The 25,139-nt window shown below is 67.0% G+C and carries 31 protein-coding genes; 19 read left to right on the top strand and 12 right to left on the bottom strand.

Features of this window, described 5'->3' with window-relative positions; genetic code table 11:
• The first annotated feature begins 69 nt into the window (after positions 1–69).
• Positions 70–705: a glutathione S-transferase family protein gene (locus CSC76_RS06235; RefSeq protein ID WP_162109228.1), complete on the top strand. Its 636-nt coding sequence runs from the start codon at positions 70–72 to the stop codon at positions 703–705.
• A gap of 170 nt (positions 706–875) precedes the next feature.
• On the opposite strand, the gene CSC76_RS06230 is transcribed toward CSC76_RS06235, so the two are convergent.
• Genes CSC76_RS06230 through CSC76_RS06215 form a run of 4 tightly spaced genes read right to left on the bottom strand, consistent with a single transcriptional unit; the run spans position 876 to position 4,175 of the window.
• A complete protein-coding gene (locus CSC76_RS06230; protein ID WP_162109227.1) occupies positions 876–1,985 on the bottom strand; it encodes a sterol desaturase family protein in 1,110 nt (369 codons plus the stop codon).
• A 47-nt stretch (positions 1,986–2,032) separates the two neighbouring features.
• Positions 2,033–2,452, bottom strand: coding sequence for an arsenate reductase (glutaredoxin) (arsC, locus tag CSC76_RS06225; protein WP_162109226.1), 420 nt, complete (start codon positions 2,450–2,452; stop codon positions 2,033–2,035).
• Positions 2,452–3,636, bottom strand: coding sequence for a phospholipase A (locus CSC76_RS06220; protein WP_162109225.1), 1,185 nt, complete (start codon positions 3,634–3,636; stop codon positions 2,452–2,454). Before CSC76_RS06220 ends, arsC begins: the two co-directional genes overlap by 1 nt.
• Before the next feature lie 53 nt (positions 3,637–3,689).
• Positions 3,690–4,175, bottom strand: a complete 486-nt coding sequence (locus tag CSC76_RS06215; protein WP_162109224.1) for a DUF456 domain-containing protein — start codon at positions 4,173–4,175, stop codon at positions 3,690–3,692.
• A 229-nt stretch (positions 4,176–4,404) separates the two neighbouring features.
• Here CSC76_RS06215 and CSC76_RS06210 point away from each other — a divergent pair, with 229 nt between their 5' ends.
• On the top strand, positions 4,405–4,614 hold the full coding sequence (locus tag CSC76_RS06210; protein WP_108765608.1) for a cold-shock protein: 210 nt from the start codon (positions 4,405–4,407) through the stop codon (positions 4,612–4,614).
• A gap of 85 nt (positions 4,615–4,699) precedes the next feature.
• On the opposite strand, the gene CSC76_RS06205 is transcribed toward CSC76_RS06210, so the two are convergent.
• Together CSC76_RS06205 and CSC76_RS06200 are read right to left on the bottom strand one after the other, a co-directional pair.
• Complete coding sequence (locus tag CSC76_RS06205) at positions 4,700–5,173, bottom strand: glycine zipper 2TM domain-containing protein (RefSeq protein WP_162109223.1); 474 nt, start codon at positions 5,171–5,173, stop codon at positions 4,700–4,702.
• A 138-nt stretch (positions 5,174–5,311) separates the two neighbouring features.
• Entirely contained in the window at positions 5,312–5,752 is a 441-nt protein-coding gene (locus tag CSC76_RS06200) for a cytochrome c (protein ID WP_162109222.1), read from the bottom strand.
• 76 nt (positions 5,753–5,828) lie between these two features.
• On the opposite strand from CSC76_RS06200, the gene CSC76_RS06195 reads away from it, so the two are divergent.
• Positions 5,829–6,644 carry a tRNA threonylcarbamoyladenosine dehydratase gene (locus CSC76_RS06195; protein WP_162109221.1) on the top strand — a complete coding sequence of 272 codons (816 nt, stop codon included), beginning with the start codon at positions 5,829–5,831 and terminating at the stop codon, positions 6,642–6,644.
• Here the strand turns inward: CSC76_RS06195 and CSC76_RS06190 are convergent.
• Together CSC76_RS06190 and CSC76_RS06185 are read right to left on the bottom strand one after the other, a co-directional pair.
• Positions 6,625–7,392 (bottom strand): TatD family hydrolase, encoded by a 768-nt coding sequence (locus CSC76_RS06190; protein ID WP_162109220.1) that lies wholly within the window; start codon positions 7,390–7,392, stop codon positions 6,625–6,627. The two genes, CSC76_RS06195 and CSC76_RS06190, sit on opposite strands and share 20 nt — an antisense overlap.
• Positions 7,393–7,396: 4 nt before the next feature.
• On the bottom strand, positions 7,397–7,621 hold the full coding sequence (locus CSC76_RS06185) for a DUF6116 family protein (protein ID WP_162109219.1): 225 nt from the start codon (positions 7,619–7,621) through the stop codon (positions 7,397–7,399).
• Between the two features lie 171 nt (positions 7,622–7,792).
• Between CSC76_RS06185 and CSC76_RS06180 the strand changes: the two genes are divergently transcribed.
• The 7 genes from CSC76_RS06180 to CSC76_RS06150 all read left to right on the top strand — a co-directional run bounded on the left by CSC76_RS06180 (position 7,793) and on the right by CSC76_RS06150 (position 14,536).
• On the top strand, positions 7,793–8,608 hold the full coding sequence (locus tag CSC76_RS06180) for a glycine zipper 2TM domain-containing protein (RefSeq protein ID WP_162109218.1): 816 nt from the start codon (positions 7,793–7,795) through the stop codon (positions 8,606–8,608).
• A gap of 148 nt (positions 8,609–8,756) precedes the next feature.
• On the top strand, positions 8,757–9,920 hold the full coding sequence (locus CSC76_RS06175) for an acyl-CoA dehydrogenase family protein (RefSeq protein ID WP_162109217.1): 1,164 nt from the start codon (positions 8,757–8,759) through the stop codon (positions 9,918–9,920).
• Positions 9,921–10,012: 92 nt separating this feature from the next.
• A complete protein-coding gene (locus CSC76_RS06170) occupies positions 10,013–10,564 on the top strand; it encodes a GNAT family N-acetyltransferase (RefSeq protein ID WP_162109216.1) in 552 nt (183 codons plus the stop codon).
• Positions 10,561–11,046 (top strand): nucleotidyltransferase family protein, encoded by a 486-nt coding sequence (locus CSC76_RS06165; protein WP_162109215.1) that lies wholly within the window; start codon positions 10,561–10,563, stop codon positions 11,044–11,046. Before CSC76_RS06170 ends, CSC76_RS06165 begins: the two co-directional genes overlap by 4 nt.
• The gene (locus CSC76_RS06160; RefSeq protein WP_162109214.1) at positions 11,036–11,686 is read left to right on the top strand and encodes a glutathione S-transferase family protein; all 651 of its coding nucleotides are present in this window, start codon (positions 11,036–11,038) and stop codon (positions 11,684–11,686) included. Before CSC76_RS06165 ends, CSC76_RS06160 begins: the two co-directional genes overlap by 11 nt.
• A 13-nt stretch (positions 11,687–11,699) precedes the next feature.
• Positions 11,700–13,961: a thiamine pyrophosphate-dependent enzyme gene (locus tag CSC76_RS06155; protein ID WP_162109213.1), complete on the top strand. Its 2,262-nt coding sequence runs from the start codon at positions 11,700–11,702 to the stop codon at positions 13,959–13,961.
• Positions 13,962–13,990: 29 nt separating this feature from the next.
• Positions 13,991–14,536: an NADPH-dependent FMN reductase gene (locus tag CSC76_RS06150; RefSeq protein ID WP_162109212.1), complete on the top strand. Its 546-nt coding sequence runs from the start codon at positions 13,991–13,993 to the stop codon at positions 14,534–14,536.
• Positions 14,537–14,584: 48 nt separating this feature from the next.
• Here CSC76_RS06150 and ubiM read toward each other — a convergent pair whose 3' ends face one another.
• Positions 14,585–15,814: a 5-demethoxyubiquinol-8 5-hydroxylase UbiM gene (gene ubiM, locus CSC76_RS06145; protein WP_162109211.1), complete on the bottom strand. Its 1,230-nt coding sequence runs from the start codon at positions 15,812–15,814 to the stop codon at positions 14,585–14,587.
• Positions 15,815–15,904: 90 nt separating this feature from the next.
• Positions 15,905–16,768, bottom strand: a complete 864-nt coding sequence (gene ygfZ / locus CSC76_RS06140) for a CAF17-like 4Fe-4S cluster assembly/insertion protein YgfZ (RefSeq protein ID WP_238394889.1) — start codon at positions 16,766–16,768, stop codon at positions 15,905–15,907.
• Between the two features lie 39 nt (positions 16,769–16,807).
• On the opposite strand from ygfZ, the gene CSC76_RS19240 reads away from it, so the two are divergent.
• The 9 genes from CSC76_RS19240 (at position 16,808) to lolD (ending at position 23,460) form a co-directional block, all read left to right on the top strand.
• Positions 16,808–16,993 carry a DUF1674 domain-containing protein gene (locus tag CSC76_RS19240; protein ID WP_162109210.1) on the top strand — a complete coding sequence of 62 codons (186 nt, stop codon included), beginning with the start codon at positions 16,808–16,810 and terminating at the stop codon, positions 16,991–16,993.
• 59 nt (positions 16,994–17,052) lie between these two features.
• Positions 17,053–17,445, top strand: a complete 393-nt coding sequence (gene sdhC, locus CSC76_RS06130) for a succinate dehydrogenase, cytochrome b556 subunit (protein ID WP_162109208.1) — start codon at positions 17,053–17,055, stop codon at positions 17,443–17,445.
• Positions 17,442–17,825, top strand: coding sequence for a succinate dehydrogenase, hydrophobic membrane anchor protein (gene sdhD / locus CSC76_RS06125; protein ID WP_162109206.1), 384 nt, complete (start codon positions 17,442–17,444; stop codon positions 17,823–17,825). Before sdhC ends, sdhD begins: the two co-directional genes overlap by 4 nt.
• 5 nt (positions 17,826–17,830) lie before the next feature.
• Positions 17,831–19,621: a succinate dehydrogenase flavoprotein subunit gene (gene sdhA / locus CSC76_RS06120; protein ID WP_162109204.1), complete on the top strand. Its 1,791-nt coding sequence runs from the start codon at positions 17,831–17,833 to the stop codon at positions 19,619–19,621.
• A gap of 17 nt (positions 19,622–19,638) precedes the next feature.
• The gene (locus tag CSC76_RS06115; protein ID WP_162109202.1) at positions 19,639–20,421 is read left to right on the top strand and encodes a succinate dehydrogenase iron-sulfur subunit; all 783 of its coding nucleotides are present in this window, start codon (positions 19,639–19,641) and stop codon (positions 20,419–20,421) included.
• A gap of 4 nt (positions 20,422–20,425) precedes the next feature.
• On the top strand, positions 20,426–20,857 hold the full coding sequence (locus tag CSC76_RS06110; protein WP_162109201.1) for an MAPEG family protein: 432 nt from the start codon (positions 20,426–20,428) through the stop codon (positions 20,855–20,857).
• Positions 20,854–21,102: an FAD assembly factor SdhE gene (locus CSC76_RS06105; protein WP_162109200.1), complete on the top strand. Its 249-nt coding sequence runs from the start codon at positions 20,854–20,856 to the stop codon at positions 21,100–21,102. Before CSC76_RS06110 ends, CSC76_RS06105 begins: the two co-directional genes overlap by 4 nt.
• Positions 21,103–21,512: 410 nt before the next feature.
• Positions 21,513–22,760, top strand: coding sequence for a lipoprotein-releasing ABC transporter permease subunit (locus tag CSC76_RS06100; protein ID WP_162109198.1), 1,248 nt, complete (start codon positions 21,513–21,515; stop codon positions 22,758–22,760).
• Positions 22,753–23,460 carry a lipoprotein-releasing ABC transporter ATP-binding protein LolD gene (gene lolD, locus CSC76_RS06095; protein WP_162109196.1) on the top strand — a complete coding sequence of 236 codons (708 nt, stop codon included), beginning with the start codon at positions 22,753–22,755 and terminating at the stop codon, positions 23,458–23,460. The genes CSC76_RS06100 and lolD overlap by 8 nt, the downstream gene beginning before the upstream one ends.
• 114 nt (positions 23,461–23,574) lie before the next feature.
• Here the strand turns inward: lolD and CSC76_RS06090 are convergent, their stop codons facing one another.
• Together CSC76_RS06090 and CSC76_RS06085 are read right to left on the bottom strand one after the other, a co-directional pair.
• A complete protein-coding gene (locus CSC76_RS06090) occupies positions 23,575–23,979 on the bottom strand; it encodes a hypothetical protein (RefSeq protein ID WP_162109194.1) in 405 nt (134 codons plus the stop codon).
• Between the two features lie 768 nt (positions 23,980–24,747).
• Positions 24,748–25,098 carry a hypothetical protein gene (locus CSC76_RS06085; protein WP_162109192.1) on the bottom strand — a complete coding sequence of 117 codons (351 nt, stop codon included), beginning with the start codon at positions 25,096–25,098 and terminating at the stop codon, positions 24,748–24,750.
• Between the last annotated feature and the right edge of the window lie 41 nt (positions 25,099–25,139).

The raw sequence follows: 25,139 nt of genomic DNA, 5'->3' as shown, positions 1-25,139 counted from the left end.
GACTTGCATCGCCCCTCACCCCAACCCCTCTCCCGCAGGGAGAGGGGCTCAAACTTCAGAGGTCCCTACATGTCCACCATGCTCTACTACTCCCGCAGCACCGCCAGCCTGGTCGTCCACTGGCTGCTGATCGAACTCGGTATCCCGCACGAGTTGCATGAACTGGATTTCGACAAGCGCGACCAGAAGTCCGACGACTACCTGAAGCTCAATCCCGCCGGCGTGGTGCCCACGCTGGTGATGGACGGGCAGGTGATCACCGAGACCGCGGCTATCCTCATGCATCTGGCCGATACGCATCCCCGCGCGGAGCTTGCGCCGGCGGTGGCGACCACGCAGCGCGCGCAGTACTACCGCTGGATGCTGTTCTGCGCCAACACGCTGATGCCTGCGTACCGCGCGTGGTTCTATGCGGACGAGATCGCGGGCCCGGAGAACGCCGAGGCCAGCCGGCTGCATGCACGACTCAAGCTGGAACGCGCGTGGCAGCAGGTCGCGGACCATCTGGAGGCGCACGGCCCCTACCTGCTGGGCGCGCAGCGCTCCGCCGCCGACTTCCTGCTGACCATGCTGATGCGCTGGTCGCGCAACATGCCCAGGCCGACCGACCGCTGGCCGGTGTTGCATGCCCACGCGCAGCGCATGAAGGCGCTGCCGAGCTTCAGGGAAGTCTATGCCCGCGAGGGGCTGACGGACTGGACGTGAGCGGAGCTGTCTCTGTAGGAGCGACGTGAGTCGCGACCGCGGACCTTGAGTGGCGTCGATTCTGGTTCGCGAATGACGACGCCGATACGCAACGAATGAAATGCGCCAGCGGCTGCCATGGCGTGCGGTCGCGACTTACGTCGCTCCTACAGAGGCAGCAGCGCGTTCGCTCAGTCCACGTATTCGTCGAACTTCTTTCCACCCTGGAACGGCATCAGATGCTGGCGCAGGATGCCGCGCGGCACCGTCTCCAGCTTCATCACGCCGTACTCTCCGGGCCAGTCTTCCTGCTTCGGCGGCAGCTTGAAGGTGCCCATCAGCATGTCCACCAGCGGCAGGTGGATGGCGTAGTTCACGTCCAGGTAGTCCTTGTGCCGCGCATGGTGCCAGTGGTGGTAGCGCGGCAGCACCAGCAGGTACTCCAGCCAGCCGAAGCGGATGCCGAGATTGGCGTGCGCCAGCACGGCCTGCAGGCCGACTAGGATCACGTAGGCGTTCACCGCCGGCGTGGAGAAGCCCAGCACCAGCAGCGGCAGCAGCACGGCGCTGCGGGTCAGCACGATCTCGACGATATGGATGCGGGAACCCGCCAGCCAGTCCATTTCGCGGCTGGAGTGGTGCACGGCGTGGAAGCGCCACAGCCAGGGAATGTTGTGGTAGGCGCGGTGCAGCAGCGCCTGCGCCAGGTCGGCCACGAACACCGCGATCAGGAACTGCGCCCAGACCGGCAGCGACTGGATCGCGTCCTTCAGGGCCGGGAACGCGGCCAGCCCTGCGATGGTGGACGTGGATGCGGTCACCAGGATCAGGATGAACTGCACCAGCACATGGCTCATGAAGAAGTACGCCACGTCCGTGCGCCAGCCCGGCCGCAGCGGCGAGATCCGGCGCTTGCCCAGGTAGTGCTCCAGCGGCACGAACACCAGCGCCGAGAAGAACAGCGAGATCACGAACCAGTCCAGCCCCAGCGAGTACGGGGTCTTGCCGATGGCGTCGAACTGCACGTTGGTGCCGCCCAGCAGCACGGCCAGGGCCGCGCTGCCCCCGCCGACCAGCGCGATGCGCTTGTTGCGGTCGCGCAGGATGGCCCAGGTGCCCATGGCGAACGCCGCCGCCAGCCCCACCAGCAGCAGGTGGCGGGCGAACTGTTCGTTGTACGCCGCGCGGAACTCCTTGCTGGTCAGCAGTTCCGGGAAATGGAAGCAGGCCACCGCCATCAGGCTGAGCAGGCCCAGCATGGCGGAGGCATAGGCGAAGAACGAACGGCGCGGGCGCGGCATGGGCGGCTTCCTTGGCAGGCGGTACGGATCCTGCGCCCGATCTTACGTCAGGCGATGCGGTTTCCGGCCGCGTCCACCACCGGCTCGCCGTCTTCCTTGCTGAAGGCGCTGCGCTGAGGCTGCGGCAGGATGTCCAGCACCGCTTCCGACGGGCGGCAGAGCTTCGTGCCCAGGGCAGTGACCACGATGGGACGGTTGATCAGCACCGGATGGGCCAGCATGGCGTCGATGAGGGCCGCGTCGTCGGCGTCGGCCAGGCCGAGTTCCGCGTAACGCGGTTCCTTCGCGCGCACCACGTCACGCACGGGCACGCCCATGGCCGCGATCAGCGACAACAGCGTGGCGCGATCGGGTGGCGTGCGCAGGTATTCGATGACCTGCGGTTCGATGCCGGCATTGCGGATCAGTCCCAGCGTGTTGCGCGAGGTGCCGCAGGCGGGGTTGTGGTAGATCGTCACCTCGTCCATCAGTACCAGTCCAGCAGCGAGATGCCCAGGCCCACGTAGGTCGCCTTGTGGTTGTAGTCGATCAGGCTTTCGCCGTAGCCATGGAAGACCTGTACGTGGCCGCGGAACGTGCGATTGATCGGGAAGCCGTAGTCCACCTGCAGCGCGCCGTGCGAGTCGTCGCCACCGCGCAGCGAGTGCCGTCCCAGTACGGTGAAGACGTGGCCGTCTTTCGCATAGGTCAGCATGGCGTCGCCACGGCCGATGTAGTCCTCGATGTCCGGGTTGTCGTCGTCGTTGCCGTCGGGGACGCGGTACCAGGGCCGCACCACGAAGGCCCAGTTCTCGCGATCCAGGCCGATGGTGGCGATGACGCGGTTCCAGCTGCGCGAGAGCGGGTCGCCGCGGCCGTTGGACTGGTGGTTGATACCGATGCCGGCCATGCGGCCTTTCCAGCCGGCGATGCTGTAGTTGTTGCGGAACACCAGCATCACTTCCGGCTCGTAGTTGGTCTCGCGGAACGGGCGCGATTCCTCGCCGTTGTAGACCTGCCAGCGCGAGCTCTGGGTATACGCGCCCCAGATGTCGCCGTTGTCGCCGAACACGTTCTCGGCGAACTTGGTCTTGAAGCTGAGCTGGAACTTGGCCTCGATGTCCTGCAAGGCCTGCGGTTCGGTCACCGTGTTGTCGGGATTCGGGGACGAGGGCGTTTCGTTGACCCGGCTGGTCCAGAAGGCCGGCAGCAGGTACAGCGGCTTGTAGCCGCGCAACTGGAACACGCCCAGCTTGGAGTCCTTGGCCAGTTCCCAGCGGCTGTCCAGCAGGGAGCCGCGGCCGGCATTGGCGATCAGGTCGGCATCGCCCGGATCGTCGGCACGGAACCAGGCCCCCAGCCGCCGGCGGGTGCGCTCGCTCAGCGCCAGGTCCTGGTCCTGCGCCTCGGCGGCGGCGCGGGCGTCGGCCCGCGCCTTCGCGCGTGCGGCCGCTTCGGCCTCTTTCGCCGCCACGGCTTCCTCGTCGGCACGCCGGGTGTCGGCTGCGCTGCGTCCCAGCGCAGCGTCGTAACAGGCCAGGCGGGCAGCATCGTTCTCCAGCGAGAAGCAGGCCTCGGCGGGCGTGGTCGTCGGCGCGCCGTCCTGGGCGTGAGCGGTCAACCCGTATGAAACGCCAATTACCAGCGGAAGCAGTCGGATGCGATGCGTCATGCAGGGGGTCGCTCGGTGGGGGCGCCGCCATTCTGCCAGCCGGCGCGCGAAGATCAGAAGATCCAGGCGAAGACGAACAGGCCCAGCATCGCGAAGGCCACCCCCAGCTTCAGCACCACGCCCAGCACGATGCCCAGCCACGTCCCCAGCCCGACCTTGGTGGCCTGGCGGAATTCGCGGCCGTGCCACAGTTCGCCCAGCAGCGCGCCGACGAAGGGGCCGGCCAACAGGCCGATGGGCATGAAGAACAGCCCGGCGAAGGTACCGATGACCGTGCCCAGCAACGCCTTGCGGCTGGCGCCCACGCGCTGCGCGCCGATGGCGGTGGAGACGATGTCCACCACGAAGGAAAGCGCCGTCAGCCCGCCCAGCACGACCAGCGTGACCCAGCCGATCTGCTGGAAATCACCCGCCCAGGCGGCCAGCAGCATGCCCGCGAACACCAGCGGCAGGCCGGGCAGGGCGGGTAGCAGCACGCCGGCGATGCCGACCAGGATCAGCACGATGGCCAGGGCGTAATACAGGAACTGGATGTCCAATCAATTCTCCTACGGAATCAAGGGGTTGCCGGGGGCTTGACTTTATCGTCCGGGCGTTTGCATTTTCACAAATGCCGGGTTACTGTGCGGCCGCTGCCGTTGCCAAGGTCACCGTGAATCGTGGCCTGATGGGGTAGATCCATGATCCGCTGCATCCTTGTACCTCGCTTCCTCCTTGCAACCAGCCGCCCAGCAGGCGTATCCACCACCCGTTTCAAGGAGCAAGTAGATGTCTGATCGTGAAACCGGAACCGTGAAATGGTTCAACGATGCCAAGGGCTTCGGCTTCATCAGCCGCGAGAATGGTGAAGACGTGTTCGTGCATTTCCGCGCCATCCAGACCCAGGGCTTCAAGAGCCTCAAGGAAGGCCAGAAGGTCACCTTCACCGTCGTGCAGGGCCAGAAGGGCCTGCAGGCCGATGCGGTGCAGCCGGTCTGACCCGACCGCCGAACCGCGCATCCGCGCGTGCTCCACGAAAAAGCCCGGCATGCGCCGGGCTTTTTCTTTTTCAGCGGTCCGGGGGTCAGCGGATGACCACGCGGCCGTTCTGGATGCGCACATAGGTGTTCTCGCGGACGCCACCCAGATCGTGCTGGTTGATGGTCACGCGACGGCCGTCGTCCATGCGCACGGTGATGTTGTAGGTATCGCCGGTGGTCCGGTTCTGGATCGCGTTGCCGGCCGCTGCGCCGGCGACCGCGCCGGCCACGGTGGCGACGTTCTTGTTGCCCTCGCTGCCGCCGGTCCGATCGGAGATCTGGCGCCCGGCGACCGCGCCGACGATGCCACCCAGCACCGCGCCGGTGGCCGACGGCGCGCTGCGGCCCGACGGGACCACGTCGATGCGCTCGACAATGCCGCAGTCGGCGCAGTAGCGGTTGGCCGGTGCGGTGTTGTAGCCGCCGCCGTAACCGCTGGAGTAACCGGGCGAGGTGCTGGCGCAGCCGGCGAGGGCGAGGGTGGCGGTCAGGCCGATGGCGATCAGACGCATGTTCATGGAGCCTCCTGGAGGGTGGGGCCGCCGACATGGCGCGGTCCCTTCACCGGCATGCTCCACACGGACGTGTGAACACCATGACAATCGGGCCGCTTGCGCGGCCCGGATGTCAGGTGCGATTCAGACCTGCGACACGCCTCAGCCGCGGAAGTCCTGATGGCAGGCCTTGCAGTCCGTGCCCACCTTCTCCACCAGCGCCCCGGCGGCGGCGCAGTCGGTGGGCGGCGCGTTCAACGCGGCATCCAGGTCGGCGCGGAACTGGCTGGTGTGCGTCTTGAAGCGGCTGTCGTCGGCGATGCCGGGGAACGCCATCTCCAGATCGTTCGCCATCGCGCGCAGCGTGCGCACGTGCGGGATGGTGTCGGTGGCGGCGCAGCGGTTCTGCTTCACCTTGTCGGCAAGTTGGCCCGAATGCTTGGCCATCACCTGCATCACGCTGTCCGGGAACGGGTCCTGCCGCGCCTGCAGTGCGCGCATCGCCATTACGGTGCAGATGGCGCCCACGACCAGGCCGATCAGGAACAGGAACAGGTAACGCGACGCGGCGGAAGGCTTCTTGGTCTCGGGCTGGCTGGCCATGCGGCGGGCTCCTTGTGGATGACGCGGCGATGGTACGACGGCCGTCACGGTTTGCGCCACGGCTTACACTGGTGGCATGAAGAAAGAACTCAGGGACCGGTTCGCCGGCATCGACAGGCTGTACGGCGTGGGGTCGGTGGAACGCCATGCGGCTGCGCGCGTGGCGGTGGTAGGCATGGGTGGCGTGGGCTCGTGGGTGGTGGAAGCCCTGGTGCGCTCGGGCGTGGGCCATCTCACCCTGATCGACGCCGACGACATCTGCGTGTCCAACACCAACCGGCAGTTGCCTGCGCTGGATGGCCAGTACGGGCGCAACAAGGCCGAGGCGATGGCCGAGCGTTGCCGCGCGATCAACCCGCTGGTCGAGGTGGACGTCATCCCGCAGTTCCTGACGGCGTCCAACATGGCCGACCTGCTGGATCGCGGTTTCGACCTGGTGCTCGATGCCTGCGACAGCTTCCGGGTGAAGGTGGAGATGATCGCGTGGTGCCGCCGCCGCAAGCTGCCCATCGTGGTTTCCGGCTCGGCCGGTGGACGCACCGATCCCACCCAGATCCGGCTGCGCGATCTCTCCCGCACCGAACACGACGCGCTGCTCGCCCTGGTCCGCAAGAAGCTGCGCGCGGAATTCAATTTTCCGAAGAACAAGGACCGCTACTTCGGCGTGCAGGCCGTCTACTCGCTGGAGAACGTCAAGTATCCGCAAGCCGATGGCACGGTCTGCGGCCTGCGCCCGCAACTGGGCGCGGATGCGGCGCTGAAACTGGACTGCGGCGTGGGACTGGGAGCGGCCACCCACATCACCGGCGCGTTCGCGTTCGCCATGGTGGGCAAGGCGCTGGAGCTGCTGGCAAAACCGGCCAAGCGGGGCATCACGCCGGCGGAAGGTTGAACAGCCGTTCCGCGTTGCGCGTGGTGGCCTGTGACACTTCGTCGGCGGTGATCCCGCGCAGGCCCGCGATGACGTCGCGCACCACCGGCAGCCGGGCGGGTTCGTTGCGCTGTCCGCGGATGCCGGCATCGGGCTGGTCGGGCGCGTCGGTTTCCAGTAGCAGGTAGTCCAGCGGCCTCGTGCGGGCGAGGGCGCGAAGGCGGTTGGCGCGCTCGTAGGTCACCGGTCCTCCCAGCCCGATCAGGAATCCCAGCTGCCACAGCTGGCGCGCCTGCTCCGGGCTGCCGGAGAAACTGTGCACCACGCCGCGCAGGCGGCCGACCCGCTTTACCGACGCGATCACGGCGTCCACCGCGCGCCGCGCATGCACGATCAGCGGCAGGTCGAACTCGCGCGCCAGTCGCAGCTGTCCCTCGAAGTAGCGGCGCTGTTCGTCTTCATCCAGGCCTTCGACGAAGAAATCCAGTCCGCATTCGCCGATCGCCAGTGGGTGCTCGCGCTCGATCCATGCGCGCAGCGCGTCCAGATGCGCGGGCCGGTGTTCGGTCAGGTACATCGGGTGCAGTCCGTAGGCCGGGAACAGGCCTGCGCCTTGCGCACAGACCTCGCGCAGTTTCGGCCAGCTCGAGGCGGCCACGGCCGGCACCACCTGCCGGGTCACGCCAGCGGCGCGTGCCCGCGCCAGCGCCGCATCGCGGTCGCCGTCGAACTCGGGCGCGTCGAAGTGGCTGTGGCTGTCGACCAGCATCACGTCAGCGTCGGGCGTCCGTGGCCTCGAGCGAGGACGGCGGATCCTTGCGGCGTTTCCAGTTGGCCAGTAGCAGGGTGCCCAGGCCGAACAGGATCTCGTCCACGAACGGGACCGGATCGGGCAGGAACAGGGTCACCACGAACAGTGCGGCGGTGATCTTGAACAGGGTGGGATAGCGCAGCTTGCGCGCCCAGTCGAGGAGAGGCAGGAGAACGGGATTGGGCATGACGCAGGCACTCGACCGCGGTGGAATGGCATCACGCTAACATGATCATCGCCTGACGGAATCGTTCATTTTCCGTTGGTTTTCGTGGCCTTGTCCGGGTACTTGGTTCAGGTTCGCAGTGGTGCAATGATGACCAATGTGAATCGGGGTCAGCCCGACTTGGAGGCAGCGATGAAGAGCAATACCACTACGATCCTGGTCGCCGTTGGCGCGCTGCTGGTGGGCGGTGTGGCCACCGCGGCTTTCCTCAAGGGCGGCGACAAGAGCCCCACGGCGCAGGACGGCCTGGTGACCGCCGCAGACGGCGCGCTGGTCGCCGATGATGCCGCGGCCACCGACAATCAGCTGCCGGTCGGCACCCTGCAGTACGCCGAGGTGGTGAAGGCCGAGCCGATCACCAGTTCGGAGAAGCTTTACGCGACCGTCATCGGCACCGAGCCGGTGCGCGAAACCACCACCACCAGCACCCCGCGCGAAGTCTGCGAAGACGTGGTCGTGCAGGAGCGCCTGCCCGAGCGCGACGGCAATGCCGGCGGCACGGTCGCAGGCGCGGTGATCGGCGGCCTGCTGGGCAACCAGGTGGGCGGCGGCAGCGGCAAGAAGGCGGCCACCGTGGCCGGTGCCGTGGCCGGCGGCGTGATCGGCAACCAGGTGGACAAGCGTCACGTGGGCGGCAAGGTCGTCAACCGCACCGAGCGCCAGTGCCACACCGAGAACGCGACCTCCGAGTCCTCGCGCGTGACCGGTTACAACGTCACCTACCGCAACCCGGACGGCACCACCGGCACCATGCGCATGGACAGCAAGCCGGGCACCCGCATCGCCATGGGCACCACTGACAAGGTGATCGGCTATGACGTGACCTACCGTTTCGAGGGTCAGGACAAGACCATCCGGATGGACCAGAAGCCGGGCGAGCGCCTGCCGGTCATCGACGGCCAGGTCGTGACCCAGACCGCCAGCGTGGATGCGCCCGGGCAGGGCTGAAGCCCGGGGTCCCGCCCGGACCTGCATTTCAACGTGGCACCCCTCGAAGGCCGGCGTTTCGCCGGCCTTCGCTTTGCGGACTGGCGCTTACCCGCGCGGGGGCCACCGCATACAATCGCCGGATACCTCAAACGCCGGTTGAAGCACGATGGCTCTGAACCCGTACGACCTGTTCGATGTGCGTTCCCTGCTGAGCGAAGAGGAGCGCGCCGTCCAGGACGCCGTCGCCCGTTTCACCGACGAGCGCGTGCGGCCGATCATTGGCGACGCCTTCGACCAGGGCCGTTTCCCGAAGGAACTGGTGCCGGAGATCGCCGAGCTGGGCCTGCTGGGCTCCTCCCTGCCGGAGAAGTACGGCTGCGCCGGCCTCAACGCCGTCAGCTACGGCCTGATCTGCCAGGAACTCGAGCGCGGCGACAGCGGCATCCGCAGCTTCGTCAGCGTGCAGTCCTCGCTGTGCATGTATCCCATCTACGCCTACGGCAGCGAGGAACAGCGCCAGCGCTGGCTGCCGGACATGGCCGCCGGCAAGGTCATCGGCTGCTTCGGCCTGACCGAACCACACGGCGGCTCCGACCCGGCCAACATGAAGACCCATGCGCGCCGCGATGGCGACGACTGGGTGATCAACGGCTCCAAGATGTGGATCACCAACGGCAACCTGGCCGACATCGCCATCGTGTGGGCGCAAACCGACGACGGCATCCAGGGGTTCCTGCTCGAAAAGGGCATGGCCGGCTTCACCGCGCAGGAGATCAAGCACAAGATGAGCCTGCGTGCGTCGGTCACCAGCGCGCTGTTCTTCGACAACGTGCGTGTGCCCGACAGCAGCCGCCTGCCGAACGTGAAGGGCCTGAAGGGCCCGCTGGGCTGCCTGACCCAGGCGCGCTACGGCATCACCTGGGGCCCGATCGGCGCGGCCATCGCCTGTCTGGACGAGGTGCTGGCCTATACCAAGGAACGCATCCTGTTCGACCGCCCGGTGGCCGCCACGCAGAGCGCGCAGATCAAGATGGCCGAGATGGCCCGCCGCATCACCCTGGCGCAGCTGCTCTCGCTGCAGCTGGGGCGGCTGAAGGACGCCGGCACCATGGCGCCGCAGCAGGTATCGCTGGCGAAGTGGAACAACTGCCGCATGGCCATCGACATCGCGCGCGAATGTCGCGACCTGCTGGGCGGCGCCGGCATCACCACCGAGCATGCCGCCATCCGCCACGCGCTCAACCTGGAGTCGGTCATCACCTACGAGGGCACCGAAACCGTGCACCAGCTGGTGATCGGCCGCGAGCTGACGGGCATCAACGCGTTCTGACGCCGTCCGCTCCCGCGCGTGGGCGCGGGTGCAGCGAAGTCGAGCGTCGCCGCTCGTCGTGTCCGGATTTCTGGTGGGATGGTGTGGCGTCGATGGACCTTTCCGATCTCCAGCTTGAAACTCCACGCCTGTTGCTGAGGCTGCCGCGACGGGACGATTACGAAGCCTGGGCGGCGTTCGGTGCCGATGAGGAAGCCACGCGCTTCATCGGTGGCATGCAGGCCCGCTCGCCTGCGTGGCGGAGCCTCGCCGCGACGCTCGGCAGCTGGCACCTGCAGGGGTTCGGCATGTTCTCGGTGATCGAGAAGGCGACCGGTCGCTGGGTCGGCCGGGTCGGACCGTGGCAACCGGAAGGCTGGCCGGGGACCGAGGTGGGCTGGAGCATCGCGCGCGAAGCCTGGGGCAGGGGCTATGCGCCCGAAGCCGCCGCGGCCAGTACCGACTGGGCGTTCGATCACCTGGGCTGGAGCGAGGTGATCCACACCATCGATCCGGACAACGCCAATTCCAAGACGGTGGCCGCCAAGCTGGGTTCGACCTATCTGCGGATGGACCGCCTGCCCGAACCGCACCACGAGAAGCCGGTCGAAGTCTGGGGCCAGACGCGTACGCAGTGGCAAGCGCGAAAGGCCGTGCATCCGTGACGTCCACGTCCGCACTGCATGCAGGCCTGCACCATGCCCTGCCGCAGATGGCGCGGACCTTCCGCGACCCCTGGTGGATCATCGGCAGCGCCGCGCTGGCGCTGGCCGGAGTCCCCGGTATCGTGCCGCAGGACATTGACGTGCTCTGCAGCCGGCAGGACGCGCTGCGCTTGTGCCAGACATGGGCCGACCATGTCGATACGGCTCACCGACCCGCGGACGAAACCCGCTTCCGTTCCACCTTCGCGCGTTTCGCACACCTGCCGATGCCGGTGGAAGTCATGGGCGGGCTGGAGCTGCTGGCGGAGGCCGGATGGCAGCCCGTACGGGTGAACCATGACATGCGCATCGATGCCGCAGGGATCGCCGTGTGCATCCCGACGCTGGAAGAGCAGCGCCGCATCCTGCGCGCATTCGGACGCGACAAGGACCTCGCCAAGGCCGCCCGCATCGCCCTTCCGGAGCATCCGCATGTCGCCTGATCCCGTCACCGTCCATGGCATGTCCACCTCGGGCAACTGCCACAAGGTGCGCCTGCTGCTCGAGCAGCTGGGCCGGCCCTACACGTGGATCGAAGTCGACAGCGCCCACGGCGGCCCCCGCACGCCCGAATACCTGGCGAAGAACCCGAACGGCAAGGTGCCGATGCTGGAGCGCGCCGATGGCGCCATCCTGGTGGAGTCGAACGCCATCCTCTGTTGGCTGGCGGAGGGCAGCACCTACCTGCCGGCCGATGCATGGCAGCGTGCGCAGGCATTGAGCTGGCTGTTCTTCGAGCAGTACAGCCACGAGCCATACATCGCCGTCGCGCGCTTCATCCGCGGCTGGACACCGCTGGATTCGCCGCGTCGTGCCGACCTGCCGCGCCTGCACGAGCGGGGCATGCAGGCGCTGGCGGTGATGGAGAAGCACCTCGCGCAGGCAGCGTGGTTCACCGGTCCTAACTACGGCGTGGCCGACATCGCACTGTTCGCCTACACCCACTGCGCGGCAGAGGGCGGTTTCGACCTGGCCGCGTTTCCCCATATCACCGACTGGCTGGCGCGGGTGCGCGCGCAGCCGGGTTTTGTTCCCATGCCCGGCGTGAGCGACGAAGTCGCCATGCGCCTGGCGTCCTCCTGATCCGAGCGAGCACATGACGTTGAAAGCGATCCCCGCACGCATGAAGGGCCTGAACCGGGCCGAGATCTGCGACCAGAATTTCATCGAATTCGTGAAGGAGTGGGACGGCCCCGTGCGCAGCGCGCCGGCCGCCACCGATCCCGTGCTGCCCGGCAGTGCGCTGGATGCGCGCAGCTTCGTCGAGCTGCTGGAGTCGCAGCTGATCAGCCGCCACCTGGACCTGATGGCGCGCGTGCTGCGCGTGCAGAACAAGGTCTTCTACACCATCGGCTCCAGTGGGCACGAAGGCAACGCGATGGTCGCGCGGCTGGCGCGCCACACCGACCCCGCATTCCTGCATTACCGCAGCGGCGGTTTCATGGCCGAACGGTTCCGCAAGTTGCCCGGCATGGACCCGGTGATGGACTCGGCGTTGAGCTTCGCCGCAAGCGCCGAGGACCCGGCGTCCGGCGGCCGCCACAAGGTGTGGGGCAGCAAGCCGTTGTGGGTGCTGCCGCAGACCTCGACCATCGCCTCGCACCTGCCGAAAGCACTGGGTACCGCGGTGGCGATCGAACAGGCGCGCCGCATCGGCCATGCGCTCCCGATTCCCGAGGACAGCATCGCGATCTGTTCGTTCGGCGACGCCTCGAGCAACCATGCCACGGCGCAGACCGCCTTCAACGCCGCCGCGTGGACCGCGTACCAGAAGCTGCCGGCGCCGGTGCTGTTCGTCTGCGAGGACAACGGCATCGGTATTTCGGTGAAGACGCCCGACGGCTGGATCGGCCGCAACTTCCGCGATCGCGCGGACCTGGACTACTTCCACGCCGACGGCCTGGACCTGGCGGCCGGCTATGGCCAGGTGCAGGCGGCCGTCGAGCATTGCCGCCGTACGCGCCGGCCGACGTTCCTGCACCTGCGCACCACCCGGATCATGGGTCACGCGGGTACCGATTTCGAGATCGAGTGGCGTCCGCTGGAGGAGTTGTGCGCGGTCGAGGCGACCGACCCGCTGCTGCGCTCGGCGGCGATCGCGCTGGAATCGGGACTGCTGACGAAGGACGCGCTGCTCGGGCTGTACGAAGCCACGCGCGCGCGCTGTTTCGCCGCGGCCGTGGACGCCGACCGCCGGCCGCGCATCACCACGCTGGAGCAGGTGATGGCGCCGCTGGCGCCGTATACCCCCGATGCGGTGGCGGCCGAGGCGGCACGCACGGCGCCGCACGACAGGCGCGTGGCCGCCTTCGGCAGCGAGGACAGACTGCCGGAGAAGCTGCCGCCCAGGCACCTTGCCATCCAGATCAACAACGCGCTGCACGACCTGTTCTGCAAGTACCCCGAAACGCTGCTGTTCGGCGAGGACGTGGCGCAGAAGGGCGGCGTGTACACGGTGACCAAGGGCCTGCAGAAGGCATTCAAGGGCAGCCGCGTGTTCAATACGCTGCTGGACGAGACCATGATCCTGGGCCTGGCCCAGGGTTATGCCAACATGGGCATGCTGCCGCTGCCTGAGATCCAGTACCTGGCGTACTTCCACAACGCCTGCGACCAGATCCGTGGCGAAGCCGCCAGCCTGCAGTTCTTCAGCAACGACCAGTACCGCAACCCGATGGTCGTGCGCATCGCCGGCCTGGGCTACCAGCGAGGCTTCGGTGGGCATTTCCACAACGACAACTCGATCACCGCCCTGCGCGACATCCCGGGCCTGGTCGTGGGCTGTCCCTCGCGCGGCGACGACGCGGCCACCATGCTGCGCACGTTGGCCGCGCTGGCGAAGGTGGATGGGCGCGTCACCGTGTTCCTGGAGCCGATCGCGCTGTACATGACCAAGGACCTGCACGAGGCCGGCGACGGACAGTGGCTGTTCCCGTATCCGCCGCAGGACGAGGCGATGCCGCTCGGCGAAGGTCGCGTGTACGGCGAGGATGCGGACGACCTGGTCATCTTCACGTACGGCAACGGCGTGCCGATGAGCCTGCGCGCCGCGCGCACCATCGAGGGCAGGCACGGCTGGAAGGTGCGCGTGGTCGACCTGCGCTGGCTGGTGCCGCTCAACGAGGCTTTCATCGCGGCGCAGGCGAAGACGGCCAAGCGCATCCTGGTGGTGGACGAAGGCCGGCACGCCGCAGGCGTCGGCGAGGGCGTCATCACGGCCATCGCCGAAGCGGGCCACCATGCGCGTCCGTTCCAGCGCGTGGTGGGGGCCGACACCTACACCCCGCTGGCGGGCGCGGCGTTCCTGGTGCTGCCCGGCGATGAGGACATCGTCGCGGCGGCGGACAGGCTGGCATGATCGCCATTCCCCTTCACTGAGGAATGGATATGCCCACGCTCCGGATCGGCCTCCTCATCGGCAGCCTGCGCGCCGGTTCCTTCAACCGCCAGTTGGCCGACGCCGTGCGGACGCTGGCGGGCGGCCGCTTCGTCTTCGAGGAGATCGGCATCGGCGACCTGCCGCTGTACGACCAGGACGACGACGCGGCGTTTCCCGCTGCCGGCCTGCGCTTCAAGCAGCAGGGGGAGGCCTGCGACGCGCTGCTGTTCGTCACGCCGGAGTACAACCGTTCCATTCCCGGCGTCCTGAAGAACGCCATCGACATCGGGTCGCGTCCCGGCGGCAGCAACTCATTCGCGGGCAAACGCGCGGCGATCATCGGCACGTCGCCGGGAGCGCATGGCACGGTGTCGGCGCAGCAGCACCTTCGCAACGTGCTGTCCGCCGTGGACCTGGCGGTCCTTCCGCAGCCGGAAATCGCCATCCAGTATCGCGAAGGCCAGATCGACGCCGATGGCAACGTCAGCGACGAACGCCTGCGCAAGCGCCTGCAGCTGTTCCTCGACCGCTTCGAGGCCTGGCTGGCCGCGTAGCGGGGCATGCGCCCCGTTCCGGGCGGGGGCCTCTGCTCACCCCGCGGCCTACGGGCGCAGGAGCGCCAGCCCGTCGCGCAGCCGCTGCAGGGGAGGGCGGGTCGCCGGAGCGTCGTCGGCCAGGGTGCGGGCCAGGGCGCGCCGGAAGGGCGTCAGGTGTCGCCCCGCGCGCAGCACCGTTTCGCGCACGACGCGCGCGGGCGCACGATCGTTGGTGTAGAGCTCCACGATCGCCCGGGTGGCAAGGTACAGCGGCCGCGTGCCCCGACGGTGCCGCCGCTCGTAGCGGGCCAGGCCTTCGGCGCATCCCAGGTCGCCACCGCAACGCACGGCCTGGCGTGCCATGTCCGTCAGCCGCGCCACGCTGTCCAGGCCCAGGTTGAAGCCGTGCGCGGTGACCGGGTGCATGCCGACCGCCGCATCGCCCGCCAGGGCGAAGCGGCGTGCGACGAAACGTCGCGCGTAAACACCCACCAACGGATACACGTGGCGGCTGCTTTCCAGCCGCATGTGGCCCAGCCGATGGCCATAGCGCTGCTCCATTTCGTGGGCGAACGCGTCGACGTCCAGCGCGGCCAGACGCCTGGCCGCGCTGTCCGGCAGGGTGACCACGACCGAGGCCTGGTGTTCCTGCAGCGGCAGCAGGGCCAGCGTCTGTCCATGGCCGAACCATTCCCACGCCACGCCCTGGTGCGGCTGCTCGTGGTGCATGCGGCACACCAGCATGCTCTTGCCGAAATCGTACTGGTCCGCGCCGATGCCCATCGCACGGCGCGTCTCCGAGAACCGGCTGTCGGCGGCCACCAGTAGCGGCGCCTCCAGTCGCAGGCCGTCGCCCAGGGTCACGCAGGCGTGGTCGTCGGTGGTGCGGACCGCATGCACGCGTGCGCCATCGAAGAAATCCAGTCCGGGCATGTCGCCCACCGCCTTCCACGCCGCCTCGCGAATACGCTGGTTGGGCACCAGCATGCCCAGCTCGGACTTGCCTGCCAGCGCGGCATCGATGCGCATGTCGTGCAGGCAGTCGCCTTCCATCACCCGCGCGGCGCGCAGGGGCGACGCGGCGTCGTCGGGCAGGTGCTGCCAGATGCCGAGATCGCGCAGTTGCCGGATCGAGGCGTGCGTGAGGGCGATCTCGCGTCCGTCGAAGGCGGGTTCGGCGATTGCGGCACGCGCCTGACGCTCCACCAGCGCCACCTTCAGGTCGAGGTCGCACAGTGCCTTGGCCAGGCACAGGCCGGCCGGGCCGGCGCCGATGATGATGACGTCGTGATGCATGCGCATGCCTTCTGCTGCGGAGGTTCCGGGCAGTCTAGGCAGGCACGCGCGAACGGCATTGACGTGGATCAATCCCGGCGCGGTTGTCCCTCAGCGGCGCAGGCCGTCGTACAGGGGCAGCCGTTCCAGTGCGTTGCCCTCGGCGGACAGGCCGGTGCCCGCATGGTCCAACGGCATCACGGCCAGCAGCAGCGTGCGCGCGTCATCGGGCGCCACGCACACCACCTCGCCCACGTCCTGCGCCTCGTGACGAACGGCGGCGCCGGCCACGACAGGGCCCGCGGCGGCGAAGCACTGCAGCGAGCGCTTCGCCTTGCCGAGGAAATGCGTGCGCGCCACGATTTCCTGCCCCGGGTAACAGCCTTTCTTCACGCTGTAGGCGGCCAGCCGGTCCAGTGCCAGTTGCTGCGGCGTCCACTGCTCGCGCTGGGAGGCCGGCAGGCGGGGCAGGCCGTGGCGCAGGTCCGACACCTGCCACGCGAGACGTGCAGCCTCGTCGTCCGGCGCCGCGGTGCCGATCCGCAACGTGCGCGGACCGCCATCGCCCCCCATGTCCAGTTCAACGGCGTCGCCCGCCGTACCCAGCAGGTTGCCTTGCGCGTGCGCGGGCGCGGCGTTGGCGCCACCGATGGCCCTGTCCGCGGGGACTTCGATCTTCAACTTTCGTCTAAACACGAAACGCCGCAGCGCTTCGGCGAACAGCTCGGCGTGGTGGTCGGGCAGCACCAGCCACACGCGGTCCTCGGCCAGCCTGGCCAGCGCGAACACCGCGATCACGCGCCCTTTGGGCGTCAACCACGCGTTCCACTGCCAGCATCCCGGCGCCAGCGCGGCGACATCGTTGGCGAACTGGGCGTGGGCGAAAGCCACGGCATCCGGGCCTTCCAGCGTCACCAGCGCATGGTCGGGCAGGCTGAAAACCGGCGGAGTGGTAGGGGAAAGGTTGTAAGCCAAGGGGGCGAGGATTAAAATTTTGTGCGTTGCGAGACCACCATGATAGGTCAAACACCCCCGACTCCCGACCCCGATCCCGGAACACAGCCGTCCGATACCTCACCGCCGACACCGGGCGAAGGGGCAGCAGACACGGCCGTGCAGAAGGAGATCGGCGGCCGCGACGGGCCCGAGCCCACGCGTTACGGGGATTGGGAAAAGAACGGGCGCTGCATCGATTTCTGAGCAGTGCGCGTAAAGCCAACGCGGTCCTGACCGCCCAGCCGAGACAACGAGCGCAACGCATGGCGACTCCACAACGTCCGCTTTCCCCCCATCTGCAGGTCTACCGTTGGCAGATCCAGATGGTGACCTCCATCCTGCATCGCGCCACCGGCATCGTCCTGGCCGCGGGCGCCCTGCTGATCACGGCGGGGCTGGTGGGGCTGATGATCGGCCCGGATGCCTGGAACTGCTTCACCGGACATGCGGGCGCCTGGTACGGCCAGTTGTTCCTGTTCGGCTGGACCTGGGCCTTCGCCTACCACCTGTGCAACGGCATCCGCCACATCGTGCAGGACTTCGCCATCGGCTACCGCATCGCCACGTTCGTGCGCAACAGCTGGCTGTCGGTGATCGGCAGCCTGGTCATCACCGCCCTGGTGTGGGGCTACGTGCTGCTGGGAGGTGGCGCATGAGCGACTTCCGTACCCCCATCAAGACCGCGCGCGGCCTCGGCTCGGCGAAGACCGGTACCGAACATTTCGTCCACCAGCGCCTGACCGCCCCCGCGCTGGTCGCGCTGACCATCTGGTTCCTGGTGTTCGTGCTGAGCCTGTCCGGCGCCGACTACGTCACCGCCACGGCGGCCATCGCCCAGCCCTGGAACGCCATGCTGCTGGTCGGCTTCCTGGTCGCCATGTTCTGGCACGCCCAGCTCGGCCTGCAGGTCGTACTGGAAGACTACGTGCACAACTCGCTGCTCGCCCTCGCGGTGCAGACCACCGTCAAATTCATCGCCGTGCTGGGCGCCATCGTGAGCGTCTTCGCCGTGGCCCGCATCGCGCTGGGGAACTGAGCCACATGTCCGCTTACAAGATCACCGAACACAAGTACGACATGGTCGTGGTGGGCGCCGGCGGCGCCGGCCTGCGCGCGACCTTCGGCCTGGCCGCCAAGGGCCTGCAGACCGTATGCCTGACCAAGGTCTTCCCGACCCGCTCGCACACCGTGGCGGCGCAGGGCGGCATCTCCGCCGCGCTGGGCAACATGGGCGAGGACGACTGGCGCTACCACTTCTACGACACCATCAAGGGCTCGGACTGGCTGGGCGCCCAGGACGCCATCGAGTACATGTGCCGCGAGGCCATCCCGGCCATCATTGAGCTGGAGCACTACGGCGTGCCGTTCTCCCGCACCGAGGACGGCAAGATCTACCAGCGTCCGTTCGGCGGCATGACCACCAAGTTCGGTGAAGGCCCGCCGGCCCAGCGTACCTGCGCCGCGGCCGACCGTACCGGCCACGCCATGCTGCACACGCTGTACCAGCAGTCGCTGGCGCACGATGCGCGCTTCATGGTCGAGTACTTCGCGCTGGACCTGATCTTCGACGAAGAGGGCGCCTGCCGCGGCGTGCTCGCCCTGGACATGGCCACCGGCACGCTGCACCTGTTCCGCGCCCACGGCGTGGTGCTGGCCACCGGCGGCTACGGCCGCGCCTACTTCTCGGCGACGTCTGCCCATACCTGCACCGGCGACGGTGGCGGCATGGTGATGCGCGCCGGCCTGCCGATGCAGGACATGGAGTTCGTGCAGTTCCACCCGACCGGTATCTACGGCGCGGGCTGCCTGATCACCGAGGGCGTGCGCGGCGAAGGCGGCATCCTGCGCAACAGCAACGGCGAGCGCTTCATGGAGCGCTATGCGCCGCACTACAAGGACCTGGCCTCGCGCGACGTGGTCAGCCGTTCGATGACCATCGAGATCCGCGAAGGCCGCGGCGTGGGCGAGCACAAGGACCACATCCTGCTCGACCTGACCCACCTGGGCCCCGAAGTCATCAACGAGAAGCTGCCCGGCATCGCCGAGAGCGCCCACATCTTTGCCGGCGTGGACGTGACCAAGCAGCCCATCCCGGTCATCCCGACCGTGCACTACAACATGGGCGGCATCCCGACCAATTACCACGGTGAAGTGGTGCGCAAGGTCGGCGACAACCCGGACGCGGTCGTGCCGGGCCTGTACGCGATCGGCGAAGCCGCCTGCGTGTCCGTGCATGGCGCCAACCGCCTGGGCTCGAACTCGCTGCTGGACTTGGTGGTGTTCGGTCGCGCGGTGGCCAACCGCTGCGCCGAGACGATCAAGAGCGGTTCGTCGCACAAGCCGCTGGCGGGCGACGCCTGCGACAAGGCGCTGTCGCACCTGGACAAGCTGCGCAACGCCAACGGCGATACGCCCACGGCGGTCATCCGCGACAACATGCAGCGCACGATGCAGGCCGACGCCGCCGTGTTCCGCACCAGCAAGACGCTGAAGGAAGGCTGCGACAAGATGGCCGACATCTTCTCCAGCTTCCAGGACGTGAAGGGCAGCGACCGTTCGCTGGTCTGGAATTCGGACCTGATCGAAACCTACGAGTTGCACAACCTGTTGCTCAATGCCGTGGCCACGATCAACTCGGCCGAACAGCGCCACGAGAGCCGCGGCGCGCACGCGCACGAGGACTTCCCGGAGCGCGACGACGTCAACTGGCAGAAGCACACGCTGGTCAATGTCGCAGACGACGGCACCTGCAGCTTCGATTCCCGCCCCGTGCACATGTACACGCTCAGCAAGGACGTGGATGTGGTGCCGCCCAAGCCGCGCGTTTACTGAGCCGGGAGACCCGACACATGGCTGAATTTTCCCTCCCGAAGAACTCGCGCATCACCCAGGGCAAGCACTTCCCCGCGAAGGGCGCCAAAAACGTGCGCACCTTCAAGGTGTACCGCTGGAACCCGGACGACGGCGCCAATCCGCGCACCGACACCTACGAGATCGACCTCGACAAGTGCGGCCCGATGGTCCTGGACGCGCTGATCAAGATCAAGAACGAGATCGATCCCACGCTGACGTTCCGCCGTTCGTGCCGCGAGGGCATCTGCGGTTCGTGCGCCATGAACATCGATGGCACCAACACGCTGGCCTGCACCAAGGCCATCGGCGACTGCACCAAGGCGGAAGTGCCGATCTATCCGCTGCCGCACATGGACGTGGTGAAGGACCTGGTTCCGGACCTGACCCACTTCTACGCGCAGTACGCCTCGATCAAGCCGTGGATCCGCACGCAGACCCCGGCACCGCCGGACCGCGAGCGCCTGCAGTCGCCGGAAGACCGCAAGAAGCTGGACGGCCTGTACGAGTGCATCCTGTGCGCCTGCTGCTCGACCAGCTGCCCCAGCTATTGGTGGAACGGCGAGCGTTACCTCGGCCCGGCGATCCTGCTGCAGGCCTATCGTTGGATCATCGACTCGCGCGATGAGGACACGGGTGCGCGCCTGGACGATCTGGAAGATCCGTTCAAGCTGTACCGCTGCCACACCATCATGAACTGCGCCCGCACCTGTCCGAAGGGCCTGAACCCGGCGCTGGCGATCGCCGAGATCAAGAAGCTGATGATGGCGCGTCGCGCCTGACCGCATGGGTGCCGCACCTGTCACGGCGATCCTCTGGCCCGCGGTGGCGATGGCTGGCCTGACCTTCCTGGTGTGGGTCAGGCTGTACCAGTTGCGCCTGGGTGAGATGGCCCGCAAGCGCATCCACGCGCAGGCCTTGGCGAGTGCGGCCGATTCGGTGCGCCTGCTGTCCGATACCCGCGCGTCGGACAACTTCCGCAACCTGTTCGAGTTGCCGGTGCTGTTCTACGCCGGTGTGCTGCTGGCGGCCCACATCGGCATGTCGGACATGGTCTCGCTTGCCCTCGCGTGGGCCTTCGTCGGGTTGCGGGCCGTGCACAGTGCGGTCCACTGCACCTTCAACCACGTCATGACGCGCTTCGTCGCCTATGCGCTGGCGACACTGGTACTGATCGCCTTCTGGGCGCGCCTGGCCTTCGCACTGGCAGCGGCATGAGCGACGATCCCGAACTCAAGCGTATCCGCTGGCGCTGCCGGCGCGGCATGCGCGAACTGGACCAGTTGTTCGACCGTTACCTGGCGCGCTGCTGGGCGACCGAATCCGAACCGCAACGGGTGGTTTTCCTACGCCTGCTCGATTGCGAGGACGATAAGCTCTGGCGCTGGTTCATGGGCTACGAGCACTGTCCCGATGCGGAACTCGCCGCGCTGGTCGAAAGGATCCGTCAACTGCCGGCTTGAGTGGCGTCCCTCGCGCCTGCTGCAGGCGGTGCTGATCCTGCTGGGGGCGCTGGGTGCGGCCTCCGTCCTGGCGAGCGAAATGCCCCGTCCATGGGCCTGGCCTGTCGCGGTCGCGGCGCTGGCCTGGGGCGGATGGCAGGCACGCAGCGAGGGGAGGAGGCCTCGGCGCGCCTTCTGGTTTCCGGGAAACGACCGCCTGCCCACCGTCGACGGTACGCCGATGCAGGACGCGCACGTCCTCTGGCGTGGCCCGCTGGCGTTCCTGCGGTGGCGCGAGGGTGCAGGGCGGCGCTGGCAGCATGCCGCGTGGTGGCCCGATACGCTGCCGGCACAGCAGCGGCGTGAACTCCGGCTTGCTGCGGGCGCCGGGGACGCTGGGCGGCACCGGGGGGATCGGGCACCATAGGCGCATGTTCAAGCCCATCCCCGTCGCCATCGGCCTGCGCTATCTCCGCGCCAAGCGCCGCAACGGTTTCATCTCCTTCATCTCGCTGGCCTCGGTCGTCGGCATCGCGCTGGGCGTGATGATCCTGATCACCACGTTGTCGGTGATGAGCGGCTTCCAGCGCGAGATCCGCGACCGCCTGTTGCAGGCCACCGCGCACGCCACCGTGATGGGGGCGGGCGAGGCCATGCAGGACTGGCCGCATGCCACCAAGATCGCGATGGATGATCCCCGCGTGTCCGGGGCCGCCCCCTTCATCCACGTGCAGGCCATGCTGACCGGCAACGCCGACCCGCAGGGCGCGCTGGTCACCGGCATCCTGCCGGGCGAGGAGCCCAAGGTCTCCGTCATCGGCGACAAGATGAAGGCGGGCACGCTGGATTCGCTGAAGCCGGGCGAGTTCCACATCCTGCTGGGACAGGAACTGGCGGCCTGGCTGCGGGTCGGTGTGGGCGACAGCGTTATGGTGACGACGAGCGAATTGCAGAGCACTGCATTCACCGTGTCTCCAAGGATCAAACGCTTCACCGTCACCGGCATCTTCGCGGTCGGTCACAACGATGTGGACCGCAACCTGGCGCTCGTGCACATGGGCGACCTGCAGCGCGTGCTGCGGATGGGCGAGGGCGTGACCGGCGTGCGCCTGAAGCTGCACGACATGTACCAGTCCTGGGACGTGGCGCGGGATCTCGCGCTGCGGCTGCAGGGGCCGTACCGCATCAGCGACTGGACCAGCGAGAACGCCAACCTCTACCACTCGCTGAAAATGGAGAAGACGGTGATGGGCATCCTGCTGTCCTTCATCATCCTGATGGGCGCCTTTTCGCTGGTGAACTCGCAGGTCATGCTGGTCACCGACAAGCAGGCCGACATCGCCATCCTGCGCACGCTGGGCCTGACGCCGCGCGGCGTGATGCAGGTCTTCATGGTGCAGGGCGTGCTGATCGGCGTGATGGGCACCGTACTGGGCGTGATCGGTGGCATCCTGCTGACGATCAATCTGGAGCACATCCTCGCGGCCATCGAAGCGGTGTTCAACGTCACCCTGCTGCCGTCGGATGTCTACTACATCACGGGCCTGCCCTACGAACTGGATGCGGGCGAGGTGGTGCTGATCGCAACGGTCGCGCTGACCATGAGCTTCCTGGCTACGTTGTATCCCGCGTGGCGCGCCGCCCGCACACAGCCCGCGGAGGCGCTGCGCTATGAATGAGTCCATCCGTTCCGCGGTCATCCACGCCGAAGCACTGGGCAAGACCTACGCCGAAGGCAAGCTGCGCACCCCCGTGTTCGACGGCCTCGAACTGAACGTGCAGCCCGGCGAGACCGTGGCCATCGTCGGTGCCTCGGGTGCCGGCAAGAGCACGCTGCTGCATCTGCTGGGTGGCCTAGACACGCCCACGTCCGGCGAGGTCTACGTGGCCGGCAAGAAGATGTCGTCGCTGTCGGACGCCGCGCGCGGGCAGCTTCGCAATACGTCGCTCGGCTTCGTCTACCAGTTCCATCACCTGCTGCCCGAGTTCACCGCGCTGGAGAACGTGATGATGCCGGTGATGCTGGGCGGCACCGGTGCGGCCGACGCCGCCGCACGCGCGAAGGCATTGCTGGAATCCGTGGGCCTGGGGCACCGCCTCGAGCACAAGCCCGGCGAGCTGTCCGGCGGTGAAAGGCAGCGCGCCGCGGTCGCTCGTGCCCTGGTCAACCAGCCTGCCTGCGTGCTCGGCGACGAACCGACCGGCAACCTGGACGAGAAGACGGCGGCGACGGTGTTCGACCTGATGCTGGAGCTCAATCGCGCCCAGAAGACCAGCCTGGTGCTGGTCACCCACGACCGGCGCCTGGCACGCCGGCTGGACCGAGTGCTCGAACTGCACGAGGGCAAGTTGCGCGAGCTGGCGCCCGACGCAGTGTGAGCGGACGCAGGCTGGTCAGCCGTCCGATGCGTCAGTCGTCCGCACTCACCCCGGCGCGAACGGAGCTAAGCGGCCCGGGAAGCGGATTCGGCTTGAAAGAAGTGCTAGGCGGCATTAGTAAGCGCCGCCGTCCTGTTTAAAGAAGACCAGGTCCTGGCGAATCTTGTCGTGCGCCACGTCCTGAGTACGGGCAAAGCCAATTCGCCCGTCATGCCGAATGGTTGTAGCCCGACGCAAGTAGCCTGCGAGAGCGTCACGCTCGGCAGCAGGGCTGAAGATGATCTGATCGCCCTGCAGTTGCCAAGAGCCTGTCGCCTCTCCGTAGACACCCAAGCAACCCTGCCAGTCGCTAGCAAAGGTCCCATCGGGGCGAAGGGTGATGTATACCAAGCGGCCAAGGCCGTCACCGCTGTAGTAGGTGCCGGCCAATTCACTGTCATGCGTGCGCACGGTTGCATCTGTGGCGCAGCCAGTGAGGAACGCAAGGAGCATCGCTACTACTGCGATTATCTTTGACATTTCGCCTGACACCTGAATTAAGCCGACCCGCGAAGCGGGTTCGGCTTGAATGATTTGTTAGGCGGCGTCCCGGGCAAGCCATGCGCTGATGGGACCAAAGGCCGCCTCAAATGTGGGTACCACCTGCTCTGAGATGAAATCATCGTCCGGGTGTCCATACCAGTACTCAATTACTAAAGCCTTGTCTATGCGTCGGAAGTCAACGGAATGGGACTTCTTGGTACCGAGCGCAAAGAGCAAAGGGGTGGCGCCATCATGTCTGATATAGGCATGGAAGTCGTTTGCCAAGAGCCTATCAGCAATGTCTCTCAGACTAGCCTCGTCGCTACTCTCCATAGCCGCCTAACACCTGAGTTAAGCCGACCCGCGAAGCGGGTTCGGCTTGAATGAATTGTTAGGCCCCAGTACTAGCAACCGGAGCCTCTTTACCGTGATAAGCAGAGTATGCCAATAGTACGTCTGCGGGATCGAGCGGGGCACCGCTAGCCAAGCGGCTGAGAACTGGCCCAAGCCATGTCTTAACCAAGCCATAGTGCTCGGGCCAATCGCCTAGAAGCTCACCAGCAGAGATGCGCGCAGCGTGCGTGTGGTAACCAACACCGGACCACACCCAGAATGGCCGCGCTGGGTCGTCAGGAGCAAAGTCCACTCCGATGAACTCGGAACCCGATACGGTGCGATCTTTTCAATCTCGTGGCTGAGCTTTGTCATGGGGCCTAACACCAGAATTAAGCCGACCCGCGAAGCGGGTTCGGCTTGAATGAATTGTTAGGCCCCAAAGCGAGTCTCTGAGGCCGCTAAAAAATGATCTTGCAGGCTGCCGGAAACCAAGGAGCCTTCATAGGAAAGCTGAAACTCGCCAGCCAGGTTGTCCACCCCAGTCGATCCATCGATCACCCCCAAGATTATGGAGGCTGTGTCAGTGATGACAACTCCGAGAAATGCAGCTATTGCGGCTTGGTCTTGGGGTGCGAGGTGCTGAAAAGCGCGAATAGCTGCCCCAAAGACCGGCGCGGCTTTGTCCGGGTCGTACTTAGAAAGAATCTTTCTATATCTATCCAGATGGGAGCCAAGTAGATCTTTGGCGAGTTCCTCTGCGACTAGCTTGGAAGCATCCATTGGGGCCTAACACCAGAATTAAGCCGACCCGCGAAGCGGGT

The organism is Pseudoxanthomonas mexicana, from assembly GCF_010093385.1.
GTDB lineage: Bacteria > Pseudomonadota > Gammaproteobacteria > Xanthomonadales > Xanthomonadaceae > Pseudoxanthomonas_A > Pseudoxanthomonas_A mexicana.
This window is presented reverse-complemented; position numbering and strand designations above follow the sequence as displayed.

Bases quoted from the DNA above. Each gene is read 5' to 3' on its own strand.
- sdhA (WP_162109204.1), top strand. From the start codon at position 17,831: ATGTCCGCTTACAAGATCACCGAACACAAGTACGACATGGTCGTGGTG.
- CSC76_RS06115 (WP_162109202.1), top strand. From the start codon at position 19,639: ATGGCTGAATTTTCCCTCCCGAAGAACTCGCGCATCACCCAGGGCAAG.
- sdhD (WP_162109206.1), top strand. From the start codon at position 17,442: ATGAGCGACTTCCGTACCCCCATCAAGACCGCGCGCGGCCTCGGCTCG.
- CSC76_RS06200 (WP_162109222.1), bottom strand. From the start codon at position 5,752: ATGGCCAGCCAGCCCGAGACCAAGAAGCCTTCCGCCGCGTCGCGTTAC.
- CSC76_RS19240 (WP_162109210.1), top strand. From the start codon at position 16,808: ATGATAGGTCAAACACCCCCGACTCCCGACCCCGATCCCGGAACACAG.
- CSC76_RS06220 (WP_162109225.1), bottom strand. From the start codon at position 3,636: ATGACGCATCGCATCCGACTGCTTCCGCTGGTAATTGGCGTTTCATAC.
- CSC76_RS06090 (WP_162109194.1), bottom strand. From the start codon at position 23,979: ATGTCAAAGATAATCGCAGTAGTAGCGATGCTCCTTGCGTTCCTCACT.
- CSC76_RS06100 (WP_162109198.1), top strand. From the start codon at position 21,513: ATGTTCAAGCCCATCCCCGTCGCCATCGGCCTGCGCTATCTCCGCGCC.
- CSC76_RS06085 (WP_162109192.1), bottom strand. From the start codon at position 25,098: ATGGATGCTTCCAAGCTAGTCGCAGAGGAACTCGCCAAAGATCTACTT.
- CSC76_RS06180 (WP_162109218.1), top strand. From the start codon at position 7,793: ATGAAGAGCAATACCACTACGATCCTGGTCGCCGTTGGCGCGCTGCTG.
- CSC76_RS06110 (WP_162109201.1), top strand. From the start codon at position 20,426: ATGGGTGCCGCACCTGTCACGGCGATCCTCTGGCCCGCGGTGGCGATG.
- CSC76_RS06170 (WP_162109216.1), top strand. From the start codon at position 10,013: ATGGACCTTTCCGATCTCCAGCTTGAAACTCCACGCCTGTTGCTGAGG.
- CSC76_RS06190 (WP_162109220.1), bottom strand. From the start codon at position 7,392: ATGCTGGTCGACAGCCACAGCCACTTCGACGCGCCCGAGTTCGACGGC.
- CSC76_RS06105 (WP_162109200.1), top strand. From the start codon at position 20,854: ATGAGCGACGATCCCGAACTCAAGCGTATCCGCTGGCGCTGCCGGCGC.
- CSC76_RS06205 (WP_162109223.1), bottom strand. From the start codon at position 5,173: ATGAACATGCGTCTGATCGCCATCGGCCTGACCGCCACCCTCGCCCTC.
- CSC76_RS06195 (WP_162109221.1), top strand. From the start codon at position 5,829: ATGAAGAAAGAACTCAGGGACCGGTTCGCCGGCATCGACAGGCTGTAC.
- CSC76_RS06185 (WP_162109219.1), bottom strand. From the start codon at position 7,621: ATGCCCAATCCCGTTCTCCTGCCTCTCCTCGACTGGGCGCGCAAGCTG.
- lolD (WP_162109196.1), top strand. From the start codon at position 22,753: ATGAATGAGTCCATCCGTTCCGCGGTCATCCACGCCGAAGCACTGGGC.
- ubiM (WP_162109211.1), bottom strand. From the start codon at position 15,814: ATGCATCACGACGTCATCATCATCGGCGCCGGCCCGGCCGGCCTGTGC.
- CSC76_RS06150 (WP_162109212.1), top strand. From the start codon at position 13,991: ATGCCCACGCTCCGGATCGGCCTCCTCATCGGCAGCCTGCGCGCCGGT.
- CSC76_RS06160 (WP_162109214.1), top strand. From the start codon at position 11,036: ATGTCGCCTGATCCCGTCACCGTCCATGGCATGTCCACCTCGGGCAAC.
- CSC76_RS06235 (WP_162109228.1), top strand. From the start codon at position 70: ATGTCCACCATGCTCTACTACTCCCGCAGCACCGCCAGCCTGGTCGTC.
- arsC (WP_162109226.1), bottom strand. From the start codon at position 2,452: ATGGACGAGGTGACGATCTACCACAACCCCGCCTGCGGCACCTCGCGC.
- sdhC (WP_162109208.1), top strand. From the start codon at position 17,053: ATGGCGACTCCACAACGTCCGCTTTCCCCCCATCTGCAGGTCTACCGT.
- CSC76_RS06175 (WP_162109217.1), top strand. From the start codon at position 8,757: ATGGCTCTGAACCCGTACGACCTGTTCGATGTGCGTTCCCTGCTGAGC.
- CSC76_RS06230 (WP_162109227.1), bottom strand. From the start codon at position 1,985: ATGCCGCGCCCGCGCCGTTCGTTCTTCGCCTATGCCTCCGCCATGCTG.
- CSC76_RS06210 (WP_108765608.1), top strand. From the start codon at position 4,405: ATGTCTGATCGTGAAACCGGAACCGTGAAATGGTTCAACGATGCCAAG.
- CSC76_RS06155 (WP_162109213.1), top strand. From the start codon at position 11,700: ATGACGTTGAAAGCGATCCCCGCACGCATGAAGGGCCTGAACCGGGCC.